We start from the raw sequence: 21,271 nt of genomic DNA, 5'->3' as shown, positions 1-21,271 counted from the left end.
ATTAACCATTTGTTTAATAAAATGCTGACAGAAGTAAATCCAAAATTGCCGATGCGTGACAAAGATGCAACCAGGGATTATTATGTGCACAGCCTGGGCTTTCGGGTATTGGGTGATTATGGCAATTATTTGATGGTGAAAAGGGATAACATACAAATACATTTCTTTGAATTCAAAGCACTTGATCCGAAGGAGAACTATGGGCAGTTGTATATCAGGACCGATGATATTGATCAATTATACCGCTCATTGGTTGAAAATAAGGTGAGCATTCACCCCAATGGACAACTGGAGACAAAGCCCTGGGGACAAAGGGAGTTTTCCCTGCTGGACCCCGACAATAATTTGCTGACTTTTGGACAAGGTGTCTGACATGTGGTGTCTGACATCTTTTCTTACCAGGTTCGGAAATCATAGATGTCTGACACTACATGTCAGACACCACATGTCAGACACCTCTCCCGGGCAACATGGTAAAAAAAAGACCGGCTGTAAAGGAAACAGCCGGTCAGAAAAAGGTTGTCTGTTTATTGAATTACCAGTTCAGGCAATACTGCATCAAACAAAGCCGTAAACTCTTCGACTGTCAGGATATGTCCTTGTTTCTGCGCATCATTGGCCAGACTGTATGCCCATTCTGCAGCAGCCATTCTCTGGGTAGGTGTTCCGTGGTGGTTATTGCTGTTGAAGGAGCAATCTCCGATATTGAAGAATACGTCCAGAAATTGTACCACCCTTTTCCACTGCATCGCTGCGCCTCTTGCATGCGACAGGTAGTAGGCAGCATAGGCATCCGCCATCAATTCAATTTTGCGGATTGTTTCTGAATTTCTAACCTGAGGAATCAGGTTCAGGTGGTATTGGATGTGGTGGCCATATTCATGCGCAAGAATCGCCTGAGGTGCCACATCTTCAAAACCTATTTCGGCATATCCTTCCATGATACCATCGCCCATGATGATTTTTTTGGGAATCACCAATCCGGGGGAGTTAAAACCGTTGAATGCGTATGCATTGAATGTGAAAATCGGGTGGTTGCCATTTCTGAACAGCGGATAGGTATTCATAGCACTAACCACCAGGTTAGCATAAAATGCTGCTGAAGCTGCACTAAGTCCATACCCACCCTCATAAATTCTGATTATTTTGTCCAGGTCAGTCAGCATATTTCCGTGCATGGCTCCCAGGACAATATCGCTCGATGGAATATTCCAGAATCGCCTTAAATCTTTGTATGCCTTGTTTATGGATTGGGTAAACTCGCCATTCATGCCGTGGTACTGTATTGCGGGATCGTTTTCATAATAAAGGGCGTAATTACCAGGAAGGTTAAACATGTCTAAACTATTTGCCACTGATATCATCTGGCTGGTCCAGTCAGCCCTTTCATTGGACAGCCACACCCTCAGCGCAGTACTGGAATTACAGGGAGTGGGAGCTACATTCAGTACACTTGATACCATATCACGGTATTCCGGGTGCATGTTTGCCTGAAGTGTTGCACTTTTTTGCCTGATTTGTTCCAACGCCCCAGGGAATTTGGCATTTCCTTCATCCAGCCGGGCCTGAAGTGCTGCCATAAGCTGGTCGGATCCACTGGCAGCACCATTGGATTCTCCCAGGATAGTGATCGAATCAGAAGAAGGATCTTTAATTGATTCTTTTTTACATCCTGCTAGTAATAGCCAGGAAGCGGTAAAGATTACCGCCATGAGTTTAAGTTGCTTCACGATTGTTAGGTTTAGGTAAAGTAAATGGTTTGAAAAGGGAAGATAACCATTTGTAACCCTTGTCCTGTTTGAAATATAATTTTAATTATTAATATTAATTCAGTATAATATGAAAGAAATTAGTTCTGAAATTTTGCTCAAACCATTTATTACAGTCGTACTCAGTTTAGTGTTTTCTTCTGCCATGGTTGCACAGGAACATACCATTGTAAAAATTCTAAACAGGGAATTGAAAAAGGAGGCTGACCAGCTGGTTGTTCAGCCATATGCAATCAGCGAGAAGAAGATACTGAGTGTCGAAATCAAAACCAGCTTATATGATGGAGCTGGTTACCAGGTGGAAAAACAGGAAGTGGTTCTGTCTGAAATCAAAAGTGTTGGAAAAGATGTCAACATCATTTTCGAAGCAGAACCGGAAGCGGTAATAACTACCCGTACCATTTTCAAAGCCGGTAAAAACGTTCAAACTTCTGTTCAGAGAGGTAACTTTTTTTCACCGGCCTTTCGCGTGAACAGCAAAATGAATGGGTTGGCAATGAGTTACTGAAAGCGTTTAAGAAAGCCGGATACCCCCTCACCAAAAAATATTGGTACGATTAGGATCAAAGGAATAGGTGATTATACACAATTGCACATCCGGTTCTAATCAAAATCAATTACCCGCAACAGCCGAATTATAATGCTGTTCTACGAGCGGAACAGGAAATAAAAAAAGCCTTCAAAATTGCGACTTTGAAGGCTTTCGAATTGTAAGTGATCCGGATTGGATTCGAACCAATGACCTACTGCTTAGAAGGCAGTTGCTCTATCCAGCTGAGCTACCGGACCTGACCATGGGGCGCAAATATAGTACAATCGCGGTTTCAGGCAAAAATATGAGAGGAAATTTGGTTTTCTAAGCCTGCAAAGTCTATATTTGTATAAGTGCTTATATAAATTACGGGTACTTTCAGTTTAAATCTCGATCACTTGCCATTCTATCAGCAATCCGGTGTTCTGTTCTTCGGCAGCCGCCTGCGCCGCCTGAGCGAGTCCTTCCTGGCCGATGTGAACCGGGTGTACCAGCAACATGGTATCACCTTCGATGCAGCCTGGTTCCCGGTATTCTATATGCTTTCACAAAAGGAAATCCTTTCCATCCGCGAGATCTCCGGGGAACTGGAAACCTCCCATTCCGCCGCCAGCCAATTGATCAGTAAACTCCAGGAAAAGGGACTGATCCGCTCCGCTTCCGATAAATCGGATGCCCGTAAAAAATTGGTGGCATTCAGTCCAAAGGGACAGAAACTGCTGAAACAGGTCCTGCCCGTTTGGAATGCCATGCAGCATGCCATGGACGAACTACTGGCCGAATCCCCGGATACCAGGCAACTGATGACATCCATCCTGGAAACAGAAAAATCCTTCCAACGGAAATCCTTATACGAAAGAATTGAAACTCACCTGGGGTCGGAAAATATTTCTGATCACAAAAAATAATTCCATGAACAAGACTTTTCAATATGGCATTGACCGCCTCACAGTGGGTAAGACCATCGATATAGCCGCTGGCCGTTGCAAAGCCGCACTGGGCTTGCAATCCATCGAGAGGATCCGGGCCAGCGCCGCTGCCGTAGCTGCTATTGTCGCAGAAAATCGCACTGTGTACGGGGTGAATACGGGTTTCGGCATCCTGGCCAATACCTCTATATCGGAGACAGATACACGCACACTTCAGTATAAAATTCTCCAGAGTCATAGCGTGGGAGTAGGCGATCCGATCGCACCCGAGATCGCTAAGATCATGCTGATCACCAAAGTGCATGCCCTGGCCCAGGGCTATTCAGGCGCACAACTGGCTACCTTGCAAAGGCTTTGCTGGTTCATTGAAAACGATGTCATTCCGGTAGTACCCGAAAAGGGCAGTGTAGGTGCCAGCGGCGACCTGGCTCCCCTGTCGCATCTCTGCCTGCCGCTGATCGGACTGGGAGAGTTGTTTGTTAAAGGGGTTCGTCGTCCCGCTGCTGAAGTATTGAAAGAATATGGACTGGAACCTGTTCAACTCGGTCCAAAAGAAGGACTCGCCCTGATCAATGGTACACAATTCATCCTGGCACATGCGGTGAAGGCAGTGCAGCGCTTTCTGAACTGCCTGGATGCCGCAGATATCATCGGTGCCATGAGCCTCGAAGCCCTTACCGGCACCAAAGCGCCTTTTGATGCGCAACTCCACGAACTGCGTCCCTTTGAAGGCAGCCAACTGGTGGCACAGAGGCTGAGGTTGTTGCTGCAGGACTCAGCCATTATGGACAGCCATATTGATTGCGGCCGGGTGCAGGATCCCTATTCACTGCGATGTATGCCCCAGGTGCACGGCGCTTCGCGCAATGCCTGGAAACACCTGAAAGAACTGACAGAAACAGAACTGAATTCCGTTACCGATAATCCAATTGTGCTGGATGCCCACCATACCATCAGCGGGGGTAATTTCCACGGCCAGCCACTCGCCCTACCGCTCGATTATAACTGTTTCGCAGCTGCAGAGATCGGCAATATCTCAGACCGCCGCTGTTACCTGTTGCTCGAAGGAAAATGGGGACTGCCGATGTTGCTGATGAACAATGTGGGACTCAACAGTGGTTTCATGATTCCGCAGTACACAACCGCTGCATTGGTAACCGAGAACAAAACCCTTTGTTTCCCGGCCAGTGCCGATAGTATTCCCACCTCCCTCGGGCAGGAAGACCATGTAAGCATGGGAAGCATCAGCGGCCGCAAACTTAACCAGGTACTGGATAACCTGGAATTTATCCTGGGCATTGAACTGATGAGTGCCTGCCAGGCGATTGAATTCAGGCGGCCACTGAAGAGCAGTCCGGTGCTGGAATTTGCGCATGACCATGTTCGCGGGTTCGTTGGGTTTGCGAGCGAAGACAGGATCTTTGCCCGCGACATAGAGATCATCTCCACCATGATCCGCGATTTTTCCTTTGTAAATGAAGTCAACGCATTTGCCACCCAATCCGGCATACACCTGAATAAACACTTCTATTCGTTTATAATCGATTAAAAACATTTCCCTATTCACCCGTCGGGTGGCACCCGACGGGTGAATAAAAAACACTTAAAACGCATTTTATGACCACTACTATTCGCAGGTACGATCCGGTAAAATATGCCACCCCAACAGGTACAACGCTTACTTGCAAGGGATGGATCCAGGAGGCTGCCTTGCGCATGTTGCTGAACAACCTGAATCCGGAGGTTGCAGAACGCCCCGATGACCTGATTGTCTATGGAGGACGCGGGAAAGCGGCCCGAAACTTTGAATCCCTCGACCTGATCATAAAGGCCCTGAAACACCTGGAAAATGATGAATCACTCCTGGTCCAGAGTGGTAAACCCGTCGGCATCCTGAAAACACATGCAGATGCACCGCGGGTGTTGATTTCCAACAGCCAGCTGGTTCCCAAATGGGCCACCTGGGAACATTTTGATGAGCTGGAGAAAAAAGGACTGATGATGTACGGACAAATGACGGCCGGCTCCTGGATCTATATCGGTTCACAGGGCATTGTTCAGGGAACTTATGAGACCTATGCAGCCGCGGCGAACAAGGATTTTGGCGGTACATTAAAAGGCACGCTGAACGTAACAGCCGGACTGGGCGGGATGGGGGGCGCACAGCCCCTTGCCATCACCATGAATGAAGGAGTGGCGCTGATAGCAGAAGTAGAGGGATGGCGGATAAACAAACGCATCGAAACCCGTTACCTTGACCTGAAGATGACCGATATCGATGCCGCCATCGACCGGGCCCTGGAAGCCAAACAAAAGGGTGAAGCGCTCAGTATCGGAGTGCTCTGCAATGCGGTTCACCTGCTGGCCAGGCTCATCGAAAGAAAAATCGTTCCCGATACCCTTACCGACCAAACCTCGGCACACGATCCCCTGATCGGATATATTCCGCACACCCTCACCTTAGAACAGGCCAATATACTGCGCGAATCCAATCCGCAGGAATACATCGCCCGCAGTTATGAAAGCATGCACCTGCATGTGCAGCATATGCTGACACTGCAATCCATGGGTGCCATCACATTTGATTATGGCAATAATATCCGTGCCCGTGCAAAAGAACATGGGCTCGAAAATGCTTTTGATTTTCCCGGTTTCGTTCCCGCATACATAAGACCGTTATTCTGTGAAGGAAAGGGACCCTTCCGCTGGGCTGCGCTCAGTGGTGACCCCGCAGACATCGCGGTGACAGATGAACTCATCGCGAATATGTTCCCCCAAAACGAGAGCCTGCAGCGCTGGCTGAAATTGGCAAAGGAGAAAATTGCTTTCCAGGGATTGCCCGCAAGGATCTGCTGGCTGGGACAGGGCGAGCGGGAAAAAGCGGGACTGGCATTCAATGAACTGGTTCGCACCGGTAAAGTAAAAGCACCCATCGTCATTGGTCGCGATCACCTCGATACGGGATCGGTGGCTAGTCCCAACCGCGAAACCGAAGCCATGCCCGATGGCTCCGATGCTGTGGCCGACTGGCCCCTGCTCAACGCACTGGTGAACACCGCCGGTGGCGCTTCCTGGGTGAGTCTGCATCATGGCGGCGGCGTAGGCATGGGATATAGCATCCATGCAGGTATGGTGATCGTAGCAGATGGAACGGAAGCGGCAGATAAAAGACTGGCCCGCGTATTGCGCAATGATCCTGGGGTGGGGGTTATCAGGCATGCCGATGCGGGTTATGATCTGGCGAAGGACACTGCAAGAAAACACAGGCTGGACCTGGATCAACAACTTTCGAATTTCTGATTGGGGCCGATCCCTTCCATGCATATCTTCACGGAATAGATTGATACGATGACAACTATAAACGATTTTCAACGCGTATTTTTTATTGGAGTGGCCGGTACGGGAATGAGTGCCCTTGCACAGTACCTGAAGGGTATAGGAAAAGAAGTGAGTGGCAGCGATCGTTATTTCAAACCCGGCGAACCCAATGATACCCGTACCAAACTGGAAGCCGAAGGTATTGGTTGTTTCGAACAGGATGGCAGTGGCATCAACGAAAACACCGACCTGGTGGTGGTGTCGGCCGCAGTGGAAGAAACCGTTACGGAAGTGATCAAATCCCGTTCCTTAAATATTCCCATCATCAAACGCAGTGAACTGCTGGCGATGATCGCGAAAAGCAAAAAGACCATCGCGGTGGGCGGCACATCGGGCAAGTCCACCACCAGTGCCATGCTCTTTGATATCCTCCAGTTTGCCGGTCTGGAACCGAGTATCATCAGCGGGGCGGGACTGGTAAGTATTATCCGTGAAGGCAAAATCGGGAACGCAAAAGTAGGTAAGGGCGACTGGCTGGTGATCGAAGCAGATGAAAGCGATGGTTCCATCGTTCAATATTTTCCAGAGATCGGCTTGTTGCTGAATGTAGACAAGGACCATAAGGAGATCGATGTATTGATGGATGTTTTCACCAATTTTAAACAGAACAGCAACCGTTTTGTGGTGAACCGGAGTCACCCGCTGGCAGCACAATTAAGCTCGGATCTTAATTTTGATTTCTGTCATCACGAGAACTGTCAGGCTGGTTATATTGCCCGCGATTTCAAACAGGAAGGACTTGCCATTTCCTTTACCATCAACCATGTGCCATTTAAAATGAAACTGGTGGGAAGGCATAATATGGAAAATGCCCTTGCCGCTGCAACCATCGCCAATATACTGGGTGTTGATCTTAACACCGCTGCCGAAGCCCTGCAACAATACGAGGGCATTTATCGCCGCCACCAGGTAATTGGACACAAACATGGCGTATGGCTGATCGACGACTATGCGCACAATCCGGCCAAATGCGCCGCCAGCATTGAAGCCTGCCAGCCCATAGCCCCGAAGGTCATAGCCTGGTTCCAGCCTCACGGTTACGGACCAACGCGTTTCCTCCGCCATGATTTTGTACAGGAAATATCCCGGGTGTTAAGACCGGAAGACGAAATATGGATGAGTGAGATTTTCTATGCGGGTGGTACAGCCACAAAAGATATCTCCGCCAATGATTTGATACAGGACATCCGTGCATTGGGGAAGAATGCTTATTTCGCGGAAGACCGCAATGAATTACTGACGCACTTGCGGCCACATCTGACCGAAAACTGTGTATTGCTGCTGATGGGGGCCCGTGATCCTTCATTGGAACAATTCGCACACAAGGTTTGGAAAGAACTATAAGCCCGGATACAATAAACAGGCATGTCCGTTTTATTTAAAAATATCGCAATCCTTGCCGGCACGCATTCGCCGGATACCATCCGCAAAGGGCCGCTGAAAGGCGCTGCACTGGCGCACCTGCCCGTGATTGAAAACGCCTGGCTGCTGACTGATGACAATACTATCAGGGATTTCGGACCCATGTCGGAAATGCCGCCTGACATCCATGCCGGTCAGGTGATCGATGCCTCCGGCCGCATTCTGATGCCTGCCTGGTGCGACAGCCACACCCACCTGGTATTTGCCGCCAGCAGGGAATCGGAATTCATCGATAAAATAAAGGGCCTCAGTTATGCTGAAATAGCGGCCAAGGGCGGCGGCATTCTGAACTCTGCAAACAGGCTGAATGCCATGCCGGAAGAGGAATTGTACCAATTGGCGAAAGAACGCCTAAACAAAGCCATAAAACTCGGTACAGGTGCCATTGAGGTCAAAAGCGGTTACGGATTAACGGTTGAGGGAGAACTTAAAATGCTGCGGGTCATTAAACGACTGAAAGCCACATCACCCATACCCGTCAAAGCCAGCTTTCTCGGCGCGCATACTTACCCTTTGGCCTATCGCGATAACCACGAAGGCTACCTGCAACTGATCGAGGAGGAGATGCTGCCCGTTATCGCTTCAGAAAATCTGGCAGATTATATTGATGTGTTTTGCGAAACCGGATTCTTTTCCCCGGAAGAAACGGAACGCATCTGCCGGGCTGGTATGCAATATGGACTTCAACCTAAAATACATGCCAACCAGTTGAATCTATCGAAGGGTGTTGAAATCGGAGTGGCGCTCAATGCCCTGTCGGTGGATCATCTCGAAACCATGGATGATGCAGCCATTCAATGCCTGGCCGGGTCAGATACCATCGGCACTTTGCTGCCTACAGCAGCATTTTTCCTGGGCATGGCTTTCCAGCCCGCGCGGCAACTGATAGATGCCGGTTGCGCCATTGCGCTGGCAAGTGATTTCAATCCCGGTTCCTCACCCAGTTACAATATGAACCTGGTGGTGGCCATGAGTTGTATCCGGATGAAAATGCAGCCTGAAGAAGCCATTAATGCCGCCACCCTCAACGGGGCATTCGCGATGGACGTTGGTGATATCACCGGCAGCATCACCCGCGGTAAACTGGCCAACCTGGTCCTTACCCAACCGGTTCCTTCCCTGGCCTTCCTGCCATATTCTTTTGGCAACAACCTTATTGAAAGGGTGATGATCGCGGGTCAATTTGTCTGAATTAATTATATTCAGTGATAAAACCATCGATTGTGACCATCCCTCATTTTAAATTTTACAATAAGCAGGATCTTCTGTACCTGACCCGTTTAAGACGGTTTGAAACCAAACTGGGTGAACGCCTGCTGGTGGTGAACGACCCAGAGCAGTTTGAGGAGAAACTGAGTAAGACAACTGCGAAGTATATCCTGTTTGGTATTCCCGAAGACATCGGTGTAAAAGCGAACTATGGCCGGGGAGGTGCAGATTCCGCCTGGCTGCCTTTTCTCACCGCCTTCCTGAATATCCAGAGCAATGATTTCATGACAGGGGAGGAGATATTGTTGCTGGGGCATTTTGATTTCGGAGACCTGCAGTACCTGATTGAAAACCACGCCAGGAGTGAAGAAGAGAAGATCGATGCCTATCGTCATGCCGTCAGCCAGATCGACGGGGAAGTGGAAGCCCTTGCCAGGCAAATTCAAACCGCAGGTAAAATTCCAATTGCCATTGGTGGTGGTCACAACAATGCCTATCCGCTGATCAAGGGCAGTGCCAAAGGTCTGTTGAAGAGCGGCAGATTACCCCTTGCCCAGATCAATGCCATCAACCTAGATGCCCATACTGATTTCCGCCCCGCTGAAGGCCGTCATTCGGGTAATGGTTTCCGTTATGCCGAGGAAGATGGTTATCTACAGAAATACTGTGTTATTGGAGCGCAGGAGAATTATATCCCGCAGAATGTGTGGGTCGATTTCGTGAACAATCCTTTCCTGGACCTGGTCACTTTTGAAGACATTTTCCTGCACGAGAAAAGGCATTTCATGCAGGCAGTGGCCCATGCCAGTAATTTTGTAGATGATAACTGGTGCGGAATTGAACTGGATCTAGACGTAGTGGAAAACACCCTGAGCAGCGCCGTTACCCCATCGGGCGTTACGGCGGCGAATGCCCGCCAGTACCTCAATTTTGTTGCAATGGACCTGAAGCCGGCATACCTGCATATATGCGAAGGGGCTTCGCAACTTAGCGATGGTCGCAAGTCAGATAATACAGGTAAACTGATCGCCTACCTGGTAAGCGATTTCGTAAAGGCAAGAAATTCAGTAGGGGGCTTAGGTCGCACTCCTTAAAACATTTGTCTTGAGAACTTGAATCCCAGGTTCACGTAGTTCTTCAGGCGCTGGCTCTGGTCGCTGTACATAAAACTGAATTCCAGCGGACCGATAGGGCTATCGATTCCCAGGGTCAGTCCATAACCACTTAGAATATTATTGGGATAAGTATCAAATCTTTCCTCCAGGAAGGAGTGGTACATCAGGTTGAAACTGGCCGCGGCATATACGCTTCCGGTAAAATGATAGCGCCAGTTGATGGCTCCTTTCACCAGGCTGTTGGCGTTAACAGCCGCGTCCTGTAATCCGGCGAAGCTGACCTGGTTGCGCATTACAGGGGTCATGCCGCCGATGAGAAAATCATGGAAGATGAACTGTGAGCGCGTAAAATTGGCACCGGCTTCCGCCTGCAGGGTGAGGAACTGGCGGGACCTTACCGGTAATACTTTCTGGATCAGGAATTTCAACCGGCCGAATGAACCGAATTTCAATCCAAGAGAATCAATATTGAAATAGGGCACCCCGTTGGCTTTGAAAGTGGCATTGGGACTCTGGGCAAATATGAAGGAAGGTTCAAACAGGAAATAGGTTCCCTTCCTGGGCAGAAAAAGGCGGTCATGCGAATTGTATTCATACCGCATGTAAGCCTGCATATATGAATTTTTTCCATCTATATCCCGCAGTGAAACCGTCTGGGGTCTGAAATTGACTCTTTCACGGTGGATGCCAGCTGCATATAACTGCCTTCTCTTAAACGCCAGCTGCAGCCTGCTGTCAAAGTAGATACTGGTTTCACGCGACAACCCCAGTGGTTTGTAATTGGCATAGGTAGGCAGGTCCTGACGTTCCAGGTATAATTCGGATATCCATGCCAGTGGTAGCTTTTTGGTGCTGAACACCTGTATGTGCTCCAGCCTGATGCGGGTGTTTTCTGACAGTCCGAAAGTGGCGGAGGTTCGGCTGTTCTTACCAAAGAAATCTCGTACCGATAAATTGGCAATCAGCATGATATTGCTGAGGGTATTGAAGTTGACTGCAAGTTTAGCTGCCACGGGTGCATTCTCTTCGGCTATGATCTGCATATCGGCTACTCCGTCTGTTACCGGGTGCAGCTGGTAATACAACCGGTTAAAATAACGGGTGCCGTATGCCTGGCGGATGGCGGCTTCCAGGTCATTTACGGTATAGGCAGCCCCTTCCTTCAGCCCCAGCATTTTACGGAGAAAGGGCTTGCTGATGTATTTCAGACTGTCGCTCAGGATATGGCGGAGGGTAATTTTTTTATTCACTTCAGGAAAGGCTACTGGTTGCGGCTGACCATAAATGGCATTGAGGGAGTCGGCCAGTTTCCTGAAATAAGGATAATACAGGTCGCCCATTTTAAGTCCGATCTCTATCAGTGAATCGCTGTAGTTGAAACTGGCGGAATTGTATTTTTCCACCGGCTGGTCGATATAATAATCGCAGAGTGCAATCTCTTCCTTGTTCAGTTCAGCCTCCTTGAAAAAAGCGATCTGCATCAGGATCTGGATGGGGGTATTGATTTTTTCCGCTTTTTGCAGCCCGGTGGATACATTGCTGCCTATAACGATATCGGCGCCCATTTTCCTGACATCACTCACCGGGAAATTCCGGATGATGCCGCCATCCACCAGTTTCTTACCTCCATGGGTAACCGCAGTGAACACGGAGGGGATGGCCATACTGGCCCGCACAGCACTGATCAGGTCGCCGTTTTCCAGCACCACTGCCTCACCGGTTTCGAGGTCGGTAGCGATACACTTGAAGGGCCGATTCAGTTGGGAGAAATCGCGCACGCCATATACCGGACTGTAGAGCTCATTGAATTTGAGCCAGAGTTCTTCCGCTTCCAGCACACCGGAGGGAAGGATGAATTTTCCGGACTGCATGGGCAGTTCAAGGGCATAACGGCCATACTCATTCTTTTCCTCCATAATGAAGGCGTTCAGGGGAGATTTGTTACTCAGTAAAACGTTCCAGTTGAGTCCCCTCGCGATCTGTAAGATGGAATCACCGCTGTATCCAACAGCATAGAGGCTGCCGACAATGGCGCCCATGGAAGTGCCGGTCACATAATCGACCTGTAATCCGGCGGAATCTATTGCTTTGAGGATGCCGATGTGGGCAAGGCCCTTGGCGCCACCGCCACTCAGCGTTAGCCCGATCTTCGGGCGCTGGGTTTGTTGCGACCAGGTTTGAAGACCTGAAAAAAGAAAACTAATAAACAGGATCAGGGTAGCTGTTTTCCGAAAACTCATACCCGATGAAGTTACTCCATTTCCCCTTCGAGTTCCATTATCTTTTCAAAAACAATTTCATACTGGCCGTTCAGTTCATCCAGTTCGGCACCGTTCTTTTTATAAGCGGTTTCTGCTTCCGTAAAACGGACTTTATCAGAATAGGTGGCCGGGTCAGCCAGGGCAGCTTCCAGTTCCGTCTTGCGTGACTTCACTTTAGCGATCTTGTCTTCCAGCAGGTTGAACTGTTTTTGCAGACGCTGCAATTCCTTGTTGCGTTCCTTATTAATGGGTTGGTTGGCAGCAGGTTTGGCTGCCACCGCGGGTTCCGCCACTTTCGCAGCCACAGCAGTTTTTCCATTTGCTGCTACCTGAACCGGTACCGCGCTGTTGCCGGCCTTTTCCGCCGCCGCTGCTGCTGCGGCGTTTTTTGCCATGCGTTCTTTCCATTCGATCCATTCATTATAAGTGCCCTTGAATTCCTTGATCTTATGGTCTTCGATCTCCCAGATCTTATTGGCCGCTTTGGAGATAAAATAACGGTCGTGACTCACCAGGATAAAACTGCCTTCGTATTTGTTCAGGGCTTCCACCAGCAGTTCCACTGAGTGCATATCGAGGTGGTTGGTCGGTTCATCGAGCATCAGGAAGTTGGCCTTGCTGACAATGGTTTTTGCCAGTGCCACCCTTGCTTTTTCACCACCGCTGAGTACCTTGATCTTCTTGTCAATTTCTTCCCCGCCAAACAGGAAACAACCCAGCAGGGTGCGCAGTTCCTGCTCCGTTTTCTGGCTGCCGCAGGTCTTCATTTCATCCAGTATCGTATTGTTCACGTCAAGAGCCTCAAGCTGGTGCTGGGCATAGAAACTTTCCTCCACATTATGGCCCCATTTGCGTTCGCCATCGAATGTCTCCACTCCGGCGATGATCCGCAGCAGGGTCGATTTACCTTTTCCGTTGGCACCGATCAGTGCGATCTTATCGCCCCGTTCAATTTCGGCAGAGGCATGGTCCACAATGATATTTTCGCCGTATTTTTTAGTGACATCTTTTAACTCTACCAGGATCTTACCCGGAGTTTTGTCGATGCGGAAATTGATCTTGATATTGGGGCGCTCGATCTCCACATCTTCGATCCGGTCCAACTTATCGAGCCGCTTCATGGCACTTTGTGCCTGCGCAGCCTTGGTGGCCTTGGCGCGGAAACGCTCTATGAATCTTTCCTGCTGCCGGATATATTCCTGCTGGTTTTCGAATGCCCGCTGCTGCAGTTCCACCCGCATGGCTTTCTCCTGTTCCCAGAACTCGTAGTTTCCGTTATAGAAATGCAGTTGCTTCTGGTACACTTCCACGATCTTGGTCACCATCCGGTTCAGGAAAAACTTATCGTGACTGACGATCACAACTGAACCCTTATAATGCTGGAGGTATTTTTCCAACCATTCAATCGAAGGAAGATCAAGGTGGTTGGTCGGTTCATCGAGCAGGAGCAGGTCAGGCGCCTGCAGGATCATCTTGGCCAGGAGCACGCGCATCCGCCAGCCTCCGGAAAATTCGCGATAGGGGCGGCCCAGGTCTTTCTGTTCAAATCCAAGTCCATGCAGCACTTCTTCGGTGCGGTGGTGGATATCGTAACCACCGAGTGTCTCGAGTTCGTGTAATTTATCGGAGTATTCGTGCAGGATCTTTTCGTCGCCGGTGGCTTCCAGTTCCCTGCCCAGCCGCTCGATGTCCTTCTCCAGTTGCTGCACTTTTTCGAACGCGCTGAGCGCAACATCCAAAATGGAATTATTGGTGTCGAAACTCAGGAGGTCCTGGTGCAGGTATCCGATGGTGGTTCCGCGGCTGCGCTCCACCGTTCCGGCAGAGGGCTGGTATTCGCCCACCAGCAACTTCAGCAGGGTAGATTTTCCGGTACCATTATAACCAATCAGGCCAATCCGCTCATTGGGTTGGATATGCCAGGTGGCATCGGCTACAATTACCCGCGCACCAAATTCAAACGTAACATTCTGTAATCCTACTAACATGGGGCGCAAAGTTAAAATAAAAGGCCGATTGGGAAGGAATTTCCGAACCAATCAACCATTGTTTTGTTGGATTGCTGGTATTTTTATGAATATGTTAAAAGGTTTACACGGGCTGATATTGGTGCTGGTGATCCTGTTCCTGGCCGGAAATCTCCGGGCGCAGCAGAAATTTACACTCAGCGGATACATAAAGGATTCCCTTTCCGGTGAGAACCTGATCGGGGCTTCCATTTCAGTGGAGGGAAAGGGTAAGGGCGTGAACAGCAATAATTACGGATATTATTCCATCACCCTGCCCGCGGGAAGCTATGAGATAACCTGCTCCTATGCCGGATATGAATCCTTCCGCATTTCGGTTATACTGAACCGTGACAGATCTGAAAACATGGTATTGTCGCCCCGCATGACCACCAACGAAGAGGTGGTAGTTTACGCCAAACGCAGGGACGGCAATGTGCGTAATGCAGAGATGGGAAAGATTGACCTAAGTATCAGCCAGGTGAAATCCCTGCCCGTAGTCTTTGGCGAAGTTGATATCCTGAAGACACTGCAACTATTACCCGGCGTGCGCAATGCAGGCGAGGGGAATGCCGGCTTTTACGTGCGGGGTGGGGGGGCGGACCAGAACCTGATCATGCTGGATGATGCAGTTGTGTATAATTCAGGGCACCTGTTCGGTTTTTTTTCAGTTTTCAATTCGGACGCCATCAGGAATATTTCCCTTATCAAGGGTGGGATGCCGGCGCAATACGGTGGCAGGCTTTCATCGGTACTGGACATTGCTATGAAGGACGGCAATATGAAAAAGACGGTAGTGGAAGGTGGTATCGGGCTGATCGCTTCACGACTGTCCATTGAGGGACCAATCAAAAAGGACAAGGCTTCCTTTATGGTATCTGCCCGGCGTACCTATGTGGATGCGCTGACCAAACCATTTATCAAAAAGAGCAGCTCTTTTTACGGGTCGGGATATTATTTCTATGACCTGAATACCAAAGTGAATTATAAATTTTCCGACAGGGACCGGTTGTACCTAAGTGGTTATTTTGGTCGTGATGTGTTTGATTTCAACAACAACCAGCGATCCTTCAGTGCAAATATTCCCTGGGGCAATGCCACAGCCACCCTGCGCTGGAACCATCTCTTCCATAAAAAACTGTTTTCTAACACCACGCTTGTTTTCAATAATTACAACTTCGCTTTCAATGCCACCCAGAATAACCTGACCTTCAATGTTCGTTCCGGTATCCGCGATCTGACGGCGAAATTTGATATGGATTATTATCCCTCTCCGCAACACAAACTGAAATGGGGCGCGCATTATACGCACCATGTGTTCAAGCCCAACCTTGTGAGCGGCCGTTCCGATTCGGTTGATTTCATTCCCAATAATGCCCAACGCAAATATGCCCGCGAAGCCGCTATTTACCTGCAGGACGACTGGGAACTCAGTGATAAACTGCAGGTCAGCGCAGGGGTGCGTTTCAGTAATTTCACCCAGGTGGGCGATTATATAGCGTATGAGCGCGACCAGAACGGCAATAAAACAGACAGTACTTTATTCGGCAAAGGCGACCGGGTGAAAAACCATGGCGGACTGGAACCCCGGCTGACGGCCCGTTACAGTATCAATGATGCAACTTCCGTCAAGGCTTCGGTTTCACGCAATTACCAGTATATCCATCTTGTCAGTAATGCAGGGTCCACACTGCCCACAGATCTCTGGGTGCCCAGTACTTTTCGCGTGAGGCCTCAGATCAGCTGGCAATATGCTGCGGGTTTCTTCAGGAATTTTAAGGACAACCAGTTCGAAACCTCTGTTGAGCTATACTACAAGCAGATGGAGAACCAGATCGAATACCGCGAGGGATATACGCCTTCATTAAAAGATCCGGAGGAGGAATTCGTTTTTGGTGATGGATGGAGTTATGGATCGGAGTTTTTTGTACGAAAGAACAAAGGACGTTTCACAGGGTGGGTGGGTTATACGCTGAGCTGGACCTGGCGCAGGTTCCCAGACCTTAATGAGGGTAATAAATACCCGGCAAGACATGATCGCCGGCATGACCTTTCTGTTGTTGGCACCTATGAACTTAGCAGTAAATGGAAGCTATCCTCTGTTTTTGTGTATGGTACCGGAAATGCCACCACGCTACCGGAAAGATTTTATATCATCAATGGCGTGCTGACCCAGGAATACAGTAAGATTAATCAGTACAGGATGCCATCCTACCATCGCCTGGATTTATCCGCCACTTATACGCCCGTTCCGAAAAAGCCGCGCCGGATCAAAGGTTCATGGGTATTCAGTATTTACAATGTTTACAGCCGCCTCAATCCTTATTTCCTTTACTACGACCAAACGGGCAGCCCCTATGACGGCACCCTGAAAGTTGATGCCCGCCAGGTGAGCCTGTTTCCAATCATTCCAAGTGTTACCTGGAACTTTAAATTGTGAATAGGGGGTAAGTGAGATTTCACCCGTCGGGTGAGATTCCACCCGCCGGGTGGCTTTTTGGTGGAGTTCGGTGTGGCCACCCAGACGGGAGAAATCTCACCACCCGACGGGTGAAATCGCGCTATCTCTCCTGTTTCAACCTGAACCTAACTGCCGCATTTTTTTTGTCCGATGCACTCAGCCTGACTTCATATTTATTCTTTCCGGCCGTAACTACCATCAGCGCAGTATTGGGCGGAATACTGCCCAGGTTATCGGCATACATCAGCAGCTCGTAATCCGTATCGGGAAAGGCTTTCAGCGAAACAGACAGGGGAAGTTGCGTGAGGCGCTGCTTATAGAGCAGCAATTTGTTGTTCAGGAAAATTGTCACCGTATCGTTGTCGATTTCTGCATTGTCGTAGAGGTCGATCTTAATATTGGGTGTATCCAGTTCCAGGGTGCGGACAATTTCTGTCTCGCGTTCCGCCAGTTGTATGCTCTGTTGTAATTTGGCCAGTTCTTCCGGCTGGTCAATATCAACCGGGAATTCGGTTGTAGCTACCCGGTAGAGCGTGATTTTTCCCGGCGGACAGTTTTTTTTACTGTCTGATTCCACCCCTTTCCAGGTTCCGGTAAGTGCCTCGCGGCCATTTTCCTTCGACCAGCTGAGGTCATATGTTTTAGTGCAAACCACGCAATCGCCCGGAATATTTACTTCCAGTACACGGTCTTCTATCAGCACCATCCTTTTATTCAATGTATTGTACCTGCCGGTAAAATGATGTTTTACGAAGCGGGTTTTATCATAATAATCAAAGGCCTTGCCCTGCAGGCGGTCTCCGCCGGCGACGATCTGGATCTCGAGATTGTACACCGGGAAACAGCCTCCGGGTTCCTGGGTAAGCGTGCCCCGCCAGATGCCATTGAGGTCCTGGCCAAAGGAAACCTGAAAGAGAAAAAGAGCTACTAAGGATATAATGAGCCGCATGTGCGAATTTGGGGGTTTGTTGTTGGGGGGGGATTATTTTTCCTTTTCGAATTTAAAGATGACGACGGCGTTCTTCTGTTCGGTGGAAGTGATCCGTACTTCATATTGTTTGTTGCCGGCTTTTACTACCATCAGGGAAGTATTTGGCGGGATCTCGCCGAGGTTTTCGGCTACCATCACCAGTTCATGGTAATCGTTCTCCTCATCCAGTTCAATGGTCAGGGTAATGGGATTCAGAGATAACATCTGCCTGTTTACAACCTGTTTTTTATTCAGGTAAACCGAAACAGTGTCTTTATCGATGGTGCCATTGTCATACAGGCTTACGGTTATCTCCCGGGTATTGACGCTAAAGGTCTTCACCAGTTCATTTTCCCGATTCTTCAATACCGGCGGAATTACCAGGGGCGCTTTTGGTTTGTTGGGTTCCCGCTCCAAATTCGATGGAACTGTGGAAGCCTGTACATCCCTGGGTTCAGGTGGGGCCACAGGTTTTGCAGGGGTGGGGAGTACAGGTTGTTTCTGGGGTGGTTTTGCAGGCGGCTGAACCGGTTTCCCAGGTTGTTTGACCGTATCATTTTTCGCCAGCGGTCCTGGTTTAGGCCGCGCTGCTTTTGCCAGTTCTGCCTTGCGCTTTTCAGCTTCACGTTTCACCAGGAAGGGCTCCTTAAAAAAATCGGATTCCTGCACCCTCCTCAGGAAAACCGTCCCCCTGCCACAATCAGTGGAATCAGAGGTGTTCATGCTGACATAAGTACCTTCCAGGAACTCTTCCTTGCCATTTCTGCTGTACTGGAGGAAACAGGTCATCACACAGGCATCACTGCCGCTGCGCATGCGCACATCCACGATTTTCAATTCTTCCAGGTAAACCTTTTTGGTTCCGGTATGGATGGTGCCCTTCGCGGTGGCTTTGCCGTAGAATTCAGTGGTTTTATAGGAATACGTAACCCCGTTAAATGCCTTTCCGCGTTGGTCGAGCTGCACTTCAAAGCGGTAGCGGTTTTCCATGTCCATCAGTTGCAGCACCCTGTCCTGCTGACGAAATTGCCCGCGCCAGATACCGGTGAGGTCCTGCCCGTAGGACGAGATCCCGCAAATAATCAGTGCCAGAAGTAAAATGCTCCGCATGTATGCAAGTTATCGATTCAATTTAAACAAAAAGGAAGCGCAATTTCATACCGTTCAACCAGTTATTCTGGCAATAGTTCGTTAATTTTGCAGCCCTTACTGCCGTGTTCGTAGAATGGCAGGATTAAAAACAGGAGACAACAAATGATCAAAATCAGTTTTCCGGATGGCGCCCAGCGTGAATATGCGCCCGGCACTTCCGCCCTTGAGATTGCAAAATCCATCAGCGAGGGATTGGCCCGCAAGGTACTGGCCGCTTCCGTGAACGGCCAGGTATGGGACCTCAACCGCCCGATTTATGAAGATGCCCAGATCAAATTACTGGGATGGGACGAGAAGGATGCAAAATCCACTTTCTGGCATTCAACGGCCCACCTGATGGCAGAAGCCATCGAATCAAGGTTTCCGGGAGTGAAATTCTGGGTTGGACCTCCGGTTGACAATGGTTTCTATTATGATATCGACCTGGGTGACAGGAGCATGACGGAGGAAGACCTTCGCGCGCTGGAAGCTAAAATGGCAGAGCTGGCCAAACAGAACAATGTGTTCGTTCGCAAGGAAGTTCCCAAGGCTGAGGCCGTTGCTTATTTTGCTGAAAAAGGTGATGAATACAAGCTCGACCTGCTGCAAAACCTGGAAGACGGCACCATTACATTCTATACCCAGGGCGGTTTTACCGATCTCTGCCGCGGACCGCATATCCCGCATACCGGTCTGATAAAGGCTTTCAAGCTCACCAATATTGCCGGCGCTTACTGGAAAGGTGATGACAAAAACAAGATGCTGACCCGCGTATACGGTGTCAGCTTCCCCAGCCAGAAAGAACTGGACGAATACCTGGCATTGCTGGAAGAAGCGAAAAAACGCGACCACCGCAAGCTGGGCAAGGAACTGAGTATCTATACCATGGACGATGATGTGGGCCAGGGCCTGATCATGTGGATGCCCAACGGTACCATCATTATTGAAGAACTGGAAAAGCTGGCCAAGGAAACTGAAGAAGAAGCCGGTTACCACCGGGTTGTAACGCCACATATTGCCAAGGAGAGTATGTACCTCACCAGCGGGCACCTGCCTTATTATGCAGACAGCATGTACCCGCCCATGGAACTGGAAGGGGAGAAGTACTACCTGCGGGCCATGAACTGTCCCCACCACCACAAGATCTTCGCGGCGGAGCCGAAAAGCTACCGCGACCTTCCATACCGGATTGCGGAATACGGTACTGTTTACCGCTATGAGCAAAGTGGTGAATTGTTCGGACTGATGCGGGTTCGCTGCCTGCACATGAACGACGCACATATTTATTGCACCAAGGACCAGTTTGAGCAGGAATTCAGGTCGGTGAATGAAATGTACCTGAAATATTTCAAGATCTTCGGTGTTGATAAATACGTAATGCGACTCAGCCTGCACTCACCGGATAAACTGGGTAAGAAATACGTGAACGAACCGGAACTCTGGAAAGAGACCGAGGCCATGGTTCGCCAGGTGTTGATCGACTCCGGGATTCCATTTGTGGAAGTGCAGGACGAAGCAGCTTTTTACGGTCCCAAGATCGATGTTCAGATATACAGCGTGATTGGCCGCGAATTTACCCTGGCCACCAACCAGGTGGATTTCTCCCAGGGTCGCAGCTTCAAACTGGAGTATACCACCCAGGATAACCAGCACGAGACCCCGCTGATTATTCACCGTGCCCCACTGGGAACGCATGAGCGTTTTATCGGGTTCCTGCTGGAGCATTATGCCGGCCGTTTGCCGGTCTGGCTGGCACCGCAGCAGGTAAAGATCCTGCCCATCAGCGACAAGTTCATGCCTTATGCCGAATCGGTCCGCAAGCAGCTCCGTAAAGCCGGGGTGCGGGTTTCCATCGATGACCGCAATGAAAAGATCGGCAAGAAAATCCGCGATACCGAACTGTTGAAAGTGCCGTATATGCTGGTGGTAGGGGAGAAAGAGATGAACGAAGGGCTGATTTCCATCCGCCGTCACGGCAAAGGCGATGCCGGAACCATGCCCGTAGAGGAGTTTATCGGGGTGATTTCACGGGAAATTGCAGATCGCAGCAGCAGTGAATGAAAAATGTAATATTTTCGGGTAGTAATT

General features: G+C 49.5%; 15 protein-coding genes and 1 tRNA gene. 10 read left to right on the top strand and 6 right to left on the bottom strand.

All coding sequences use genetic code 11. The features are described from left to right. Positions 1-21 precede the first annotated feature (21 nt). Positions 22-372, top strand: coding sequence for a bleomycin resistance protein (locus BC349_RS01050; RefSeq protein ID WP_187254896.1), 351 nt, complete (start codon positions 22-24; stop codon positions 370-372). A gap of 155 nt (positions 373-527) precedes the next feature. Here the strand turns inward: BC349_RS01050 and BC349_RS01045 are convergent, their stop codons facing one another. After that, positions 528-1,730 carry a M48 family metalloprotease gene (locus BC349_RS01045; protein WP_187254895.1) on the bottom strand — a complete coding sequence of 401 codons (1,203 nt, stop codon included), beginning with the start codon at positions 1,728-1,730 and terminating at the stop codon, positions 528-530. Positions 1,731-1,839: 109 nt separating this feature from the next. Between BC349_RS01045 and BC349_RS01040 the strand changes: the two genes are divergently transcribed. Beyond that, positions 1,840-2,277, top strand: coding sequence for a hypothetical protein (locus BC349_RS01040; RefSeq protein WP_187254894.1), 438 nt, complete (start codon positions 1,840-1,842; stop codon positions 2,275-2,277). Between the two features lie 207 nt (positions 2,278-2,484). Here BC349_RS01040 and BC349_RS01035 read toward each other — a convergent pair. Further along, positions 2,485-2,558 (bottom strand) — tRNA-Arg (locus BC349_RS01035). Positions 2,559-2,699: 141 nt separating this feature from the next. Between BC349_RS01035 and BC349_RS01030 the strand changes: the two genes are divergently transcribed. The 6 genes from BC349_RS01030 to BC349_RS01005 all read left to right on the top strand — a co-directional run bounded on the left by BC349_RS01030 (position 2,700) and on the right by BC349_RS01005 (position 10,333). Then, the gene (locus BC349_RS01030) at positions 2,700-3,209 is read left to right on the top strand and encodes a MarR family winged helix-turn-helix transcriptional regulator (RefSeq protein ID WP_187254893.1); all 510 of its coding nucleotides are present in this window, start codon (positions 2,700-2,702) and stop codon (positions 3,207-3,209) included. A gap of 4 nt (positions 3,210-3,213) precedes the next feature. Beyond that, positions 3,214-4,779: a histidine ammonia-lyase gene (gene hutH, locus BC349_RS01025; RefSeq protein WP_187254892.1), complete on the top strand. Its 1,566-nt coding sequence runs from the start codon at positions 3,214-3,216 to the stop codon at positions 4,777-4,779. Positions 4,780-4,847: 68 nt separating this feature from the next. Next, positions 4,848-6,530, top strand: coding sequence for a urocanate hydratase (gene hutU, locus BC349_RS01020; protein WP_187254891.1), 1,683 nt, complete (start codon positions 4,848-4,850; stop codon positions 6,528-6,530). A 48-nt stretch (positions 6,531-6,578) separates the two neighbouring features. Continuing rightward, positions 6,579-7,952 (top strand): UDP-N-acetylmuramate--L-alanine ligase, encoded by a 1,374-nt coding sequence (locus BC349_RS01015; protein WP_187254890.1) that lies wholly within the window; start codon positions 6,579-6,581, stop codon positions 7,950-7,952. A gap of 21 nt (positions 7,953-7,973) precedes the next feature. Beyond that, a complete protein-coding gene (gene hutI, locus BC349_RS01010) occupies positions 7,974-9,221 on the top strand; it encodes an imidazolonepropionase (protein WP_187254889.1) in 1,248 nt (415 codons plus the stop codon). A 14-nt stretch (positions 9,222-9,235) separates the two neighbouring features. Beyond that, positions 9,236-10,333 carry a formimidoylglutamase gene (locus BC349_RS01005; RefSeq protein WP_343063567.1) on the top strand — a complete coding sequence of 366 codons (1,098 nt, stop codon included), beginning with the start codon at positions 9,236-9,238 and terminating at the stop codon, positions 10,331-10,333. Here the strand turns inward: BC349_RS01005 and BC349_RS01000 are convergent. Both BC349_RS01000 and abc-f read right to left on the bottom strand, forming a co-directional pair. Further along, positions 10,330-12,594, bottom strand: coding sequence for a patatin-like phospholipase family protein (locus tag BC349_RS01000; protein ID WP_187254888.1), 2,265 nt, complete (start codon positions 12,592-12,594; stop codon positions 10,330-10,332). The two genes, BC349_RS01005 and BC349_RS01000, sit on opposite strands and share 4 nt — an antisense overlap. An 11-nt stretch (positions 12,595-12,605) precedes the next feature. Further along, positions 12,606-14,603 carry a ribosomal protection-like ABC-F family protein gene (abc-f, locus tag BC349_RS00995; protein WP_187254887.1) on the bottom strand — a complete coding sequence of 666 codons (1,998 nt, stop codon included), beginning with the start codon at positions 14,601-14,603 and terminating at the stop codon, positions 12,606-12,608. A 91-nt stretch (positions 14,604-14,694) separates the two neighbouring features. Here abc-f and BC349_RS00990 point away from each other — a divergent pair, with 91 nt between their 5' ends. Beyond that, a complete protein-coding gene (locus BC349_RS00990; RefSeq protein ID WP_187254886.1) occupies positions 14,695-17,061 on the top strand; it encodes a TonB-dependent receptor in 2,367 nt (788 codons plus the stop codon). Positions 17,062-17,182: 121 nt separating this feature from the next. Here BC349_RS00990 and BC349_RS00985 read toward each other — a convergent pair whose 3' ends face one another. Further along, positions 17,183-18,031: a hypothetical protein gene (locus tag BC349_RS00985; protein WP_187254885.1), complete on the bottom strand. Its 849-nt coding sequence runs from the start codon at positions 18,029-18,031 to the stop codon at positions 17,183-17,185. A gap of 33 nt (positions 18,032-18,064) precedes the next feature. Beyond that, positions 18,065-19,162, bottom strand: coding sequence for a hypothetical protein (locus BC349_RS00980; protein ID WP_187254884.1), 1,098 nt, complete (start codon positions 19,160-19,162; stop codon positions 18,065-18,067). A gap of 144 nt (positions 19,163-19,306) precedes the next feature. Between BC349_RS00980 and thrS the strand changes: the two genes are divergently transcribed. Further along, positions 19,307-21,244 carry a threonine--tRNA ligase gene (gene thrS / locus BC349_RS00975; RefSeq protein ID WP_187254883.1) on the top strand — a complete coding sequence of 646 codons (1,938 nt, stop codon included), beginning with the start codon at positions 19,307-19,309 and terminating at the stop codon, positions 21,242-21,244. The last annotated feature ends 27 nt before the right edge of the window (positions 21,245-21,271 follow it).

Source organism: Flavihumibacter stibioxidans, assembly GCF_014332695.1.
In the GTDB taxonomy this organism is placed as follows: domain Bacteria; phylum Bacteroidota; class Bacteroidia; order Chitinophagales; family Chitinophagaceae; genus Flavihumibacter; species Flavihumibacter stibioxidans.
This window is presented reverse-complemented; position numbering and strand designations above follow the sequence as displayed.

Excerpts from the sequence above, each read along its gene's own strand:
- BC349_RS00990 (WP_187254886.1), top strand. The coding sequence starts at position 14,695 with ATGTTAAAAGGTTTACACGGGCTGATATTGGTGCTGGTGATCCTGTTC.
- hutI (WP_187254889.1), top strand. The coding sequence starts at position 7,974 with ATGTCCGTTTTATTTAAAAATATCGCAATCCTTGCCGGCACGCATTCG.
- abc-f (WP_187254887.1), bottom strand. The coding sequence starts at position 14,603 with ATGTTAGTAGGATTACAGAATGTTACGTTTGAATTTGGTGCGCGGGTA.
- BC349_RS01015 (WP_187254890.1), top strand. The coding sequence starts at position 6,579 with ATGACAACTATAAACGATTTTCAACGCGTATTTTTTATTGGAGTGGCC.
- BC349_RS00985 (WP_187254885.1), bottom strand. The coding sequence starts at position 18,031 with ATGCGGCTCATTATATCCTTAGTAGCTCTTTTTCTCTTTCAGGTTTCC.
- BC349_RS01000 (WP_187254888.1), bottom strand. The coding sequence starts at position 12,594 with ATGAGTTTTCGGAAAACAGCTACCCTGATCCTGTTTATTAGTTTTCTT.
- hutU (WP_187254891.1), top strand. The coding sequence starts at position 4,848 with ATGACCACTACTATTCGCAGGTACGATCCGGTAAAATATGCCACCCCA.
- BC349_RS00980 (WP_187254884.1), bottom strand. The coding sequence starts at position 19,162 with ATGCGGAGCATTTTACTTCTGGCACTGATTATTTGCGGGATCTCGTCC.
- BC349_RS01050 (WP_187254896.1), top strand. The coding sequence starts at position 22 with ATGCTGACAGAAGTAAATCCAAAATTGCCGATGCGTGACAAAGATGCA.
- BC349_RS01040 (WP_187254894.1), top strand. The coding sequence starts at position 1,840 with ATGAAAGAAATTAGTTCTGAAATTTTGCTCAAACCATTTATTACAGTC.
- thrS (WP_187254883.1), top strand. The coding sequence starts at position 19,307 with ATGATCAAAATCAGTTTTCCGGATGGCGCCCAGCGTGAATATGCGCCC.
- hutH (WP_187254892.1), top strand. The coding sequence starts at position 3,214 with ATGAACAAGACTTTTCAATATGGCATTGACCGCCTCACAGTGGGTAAG.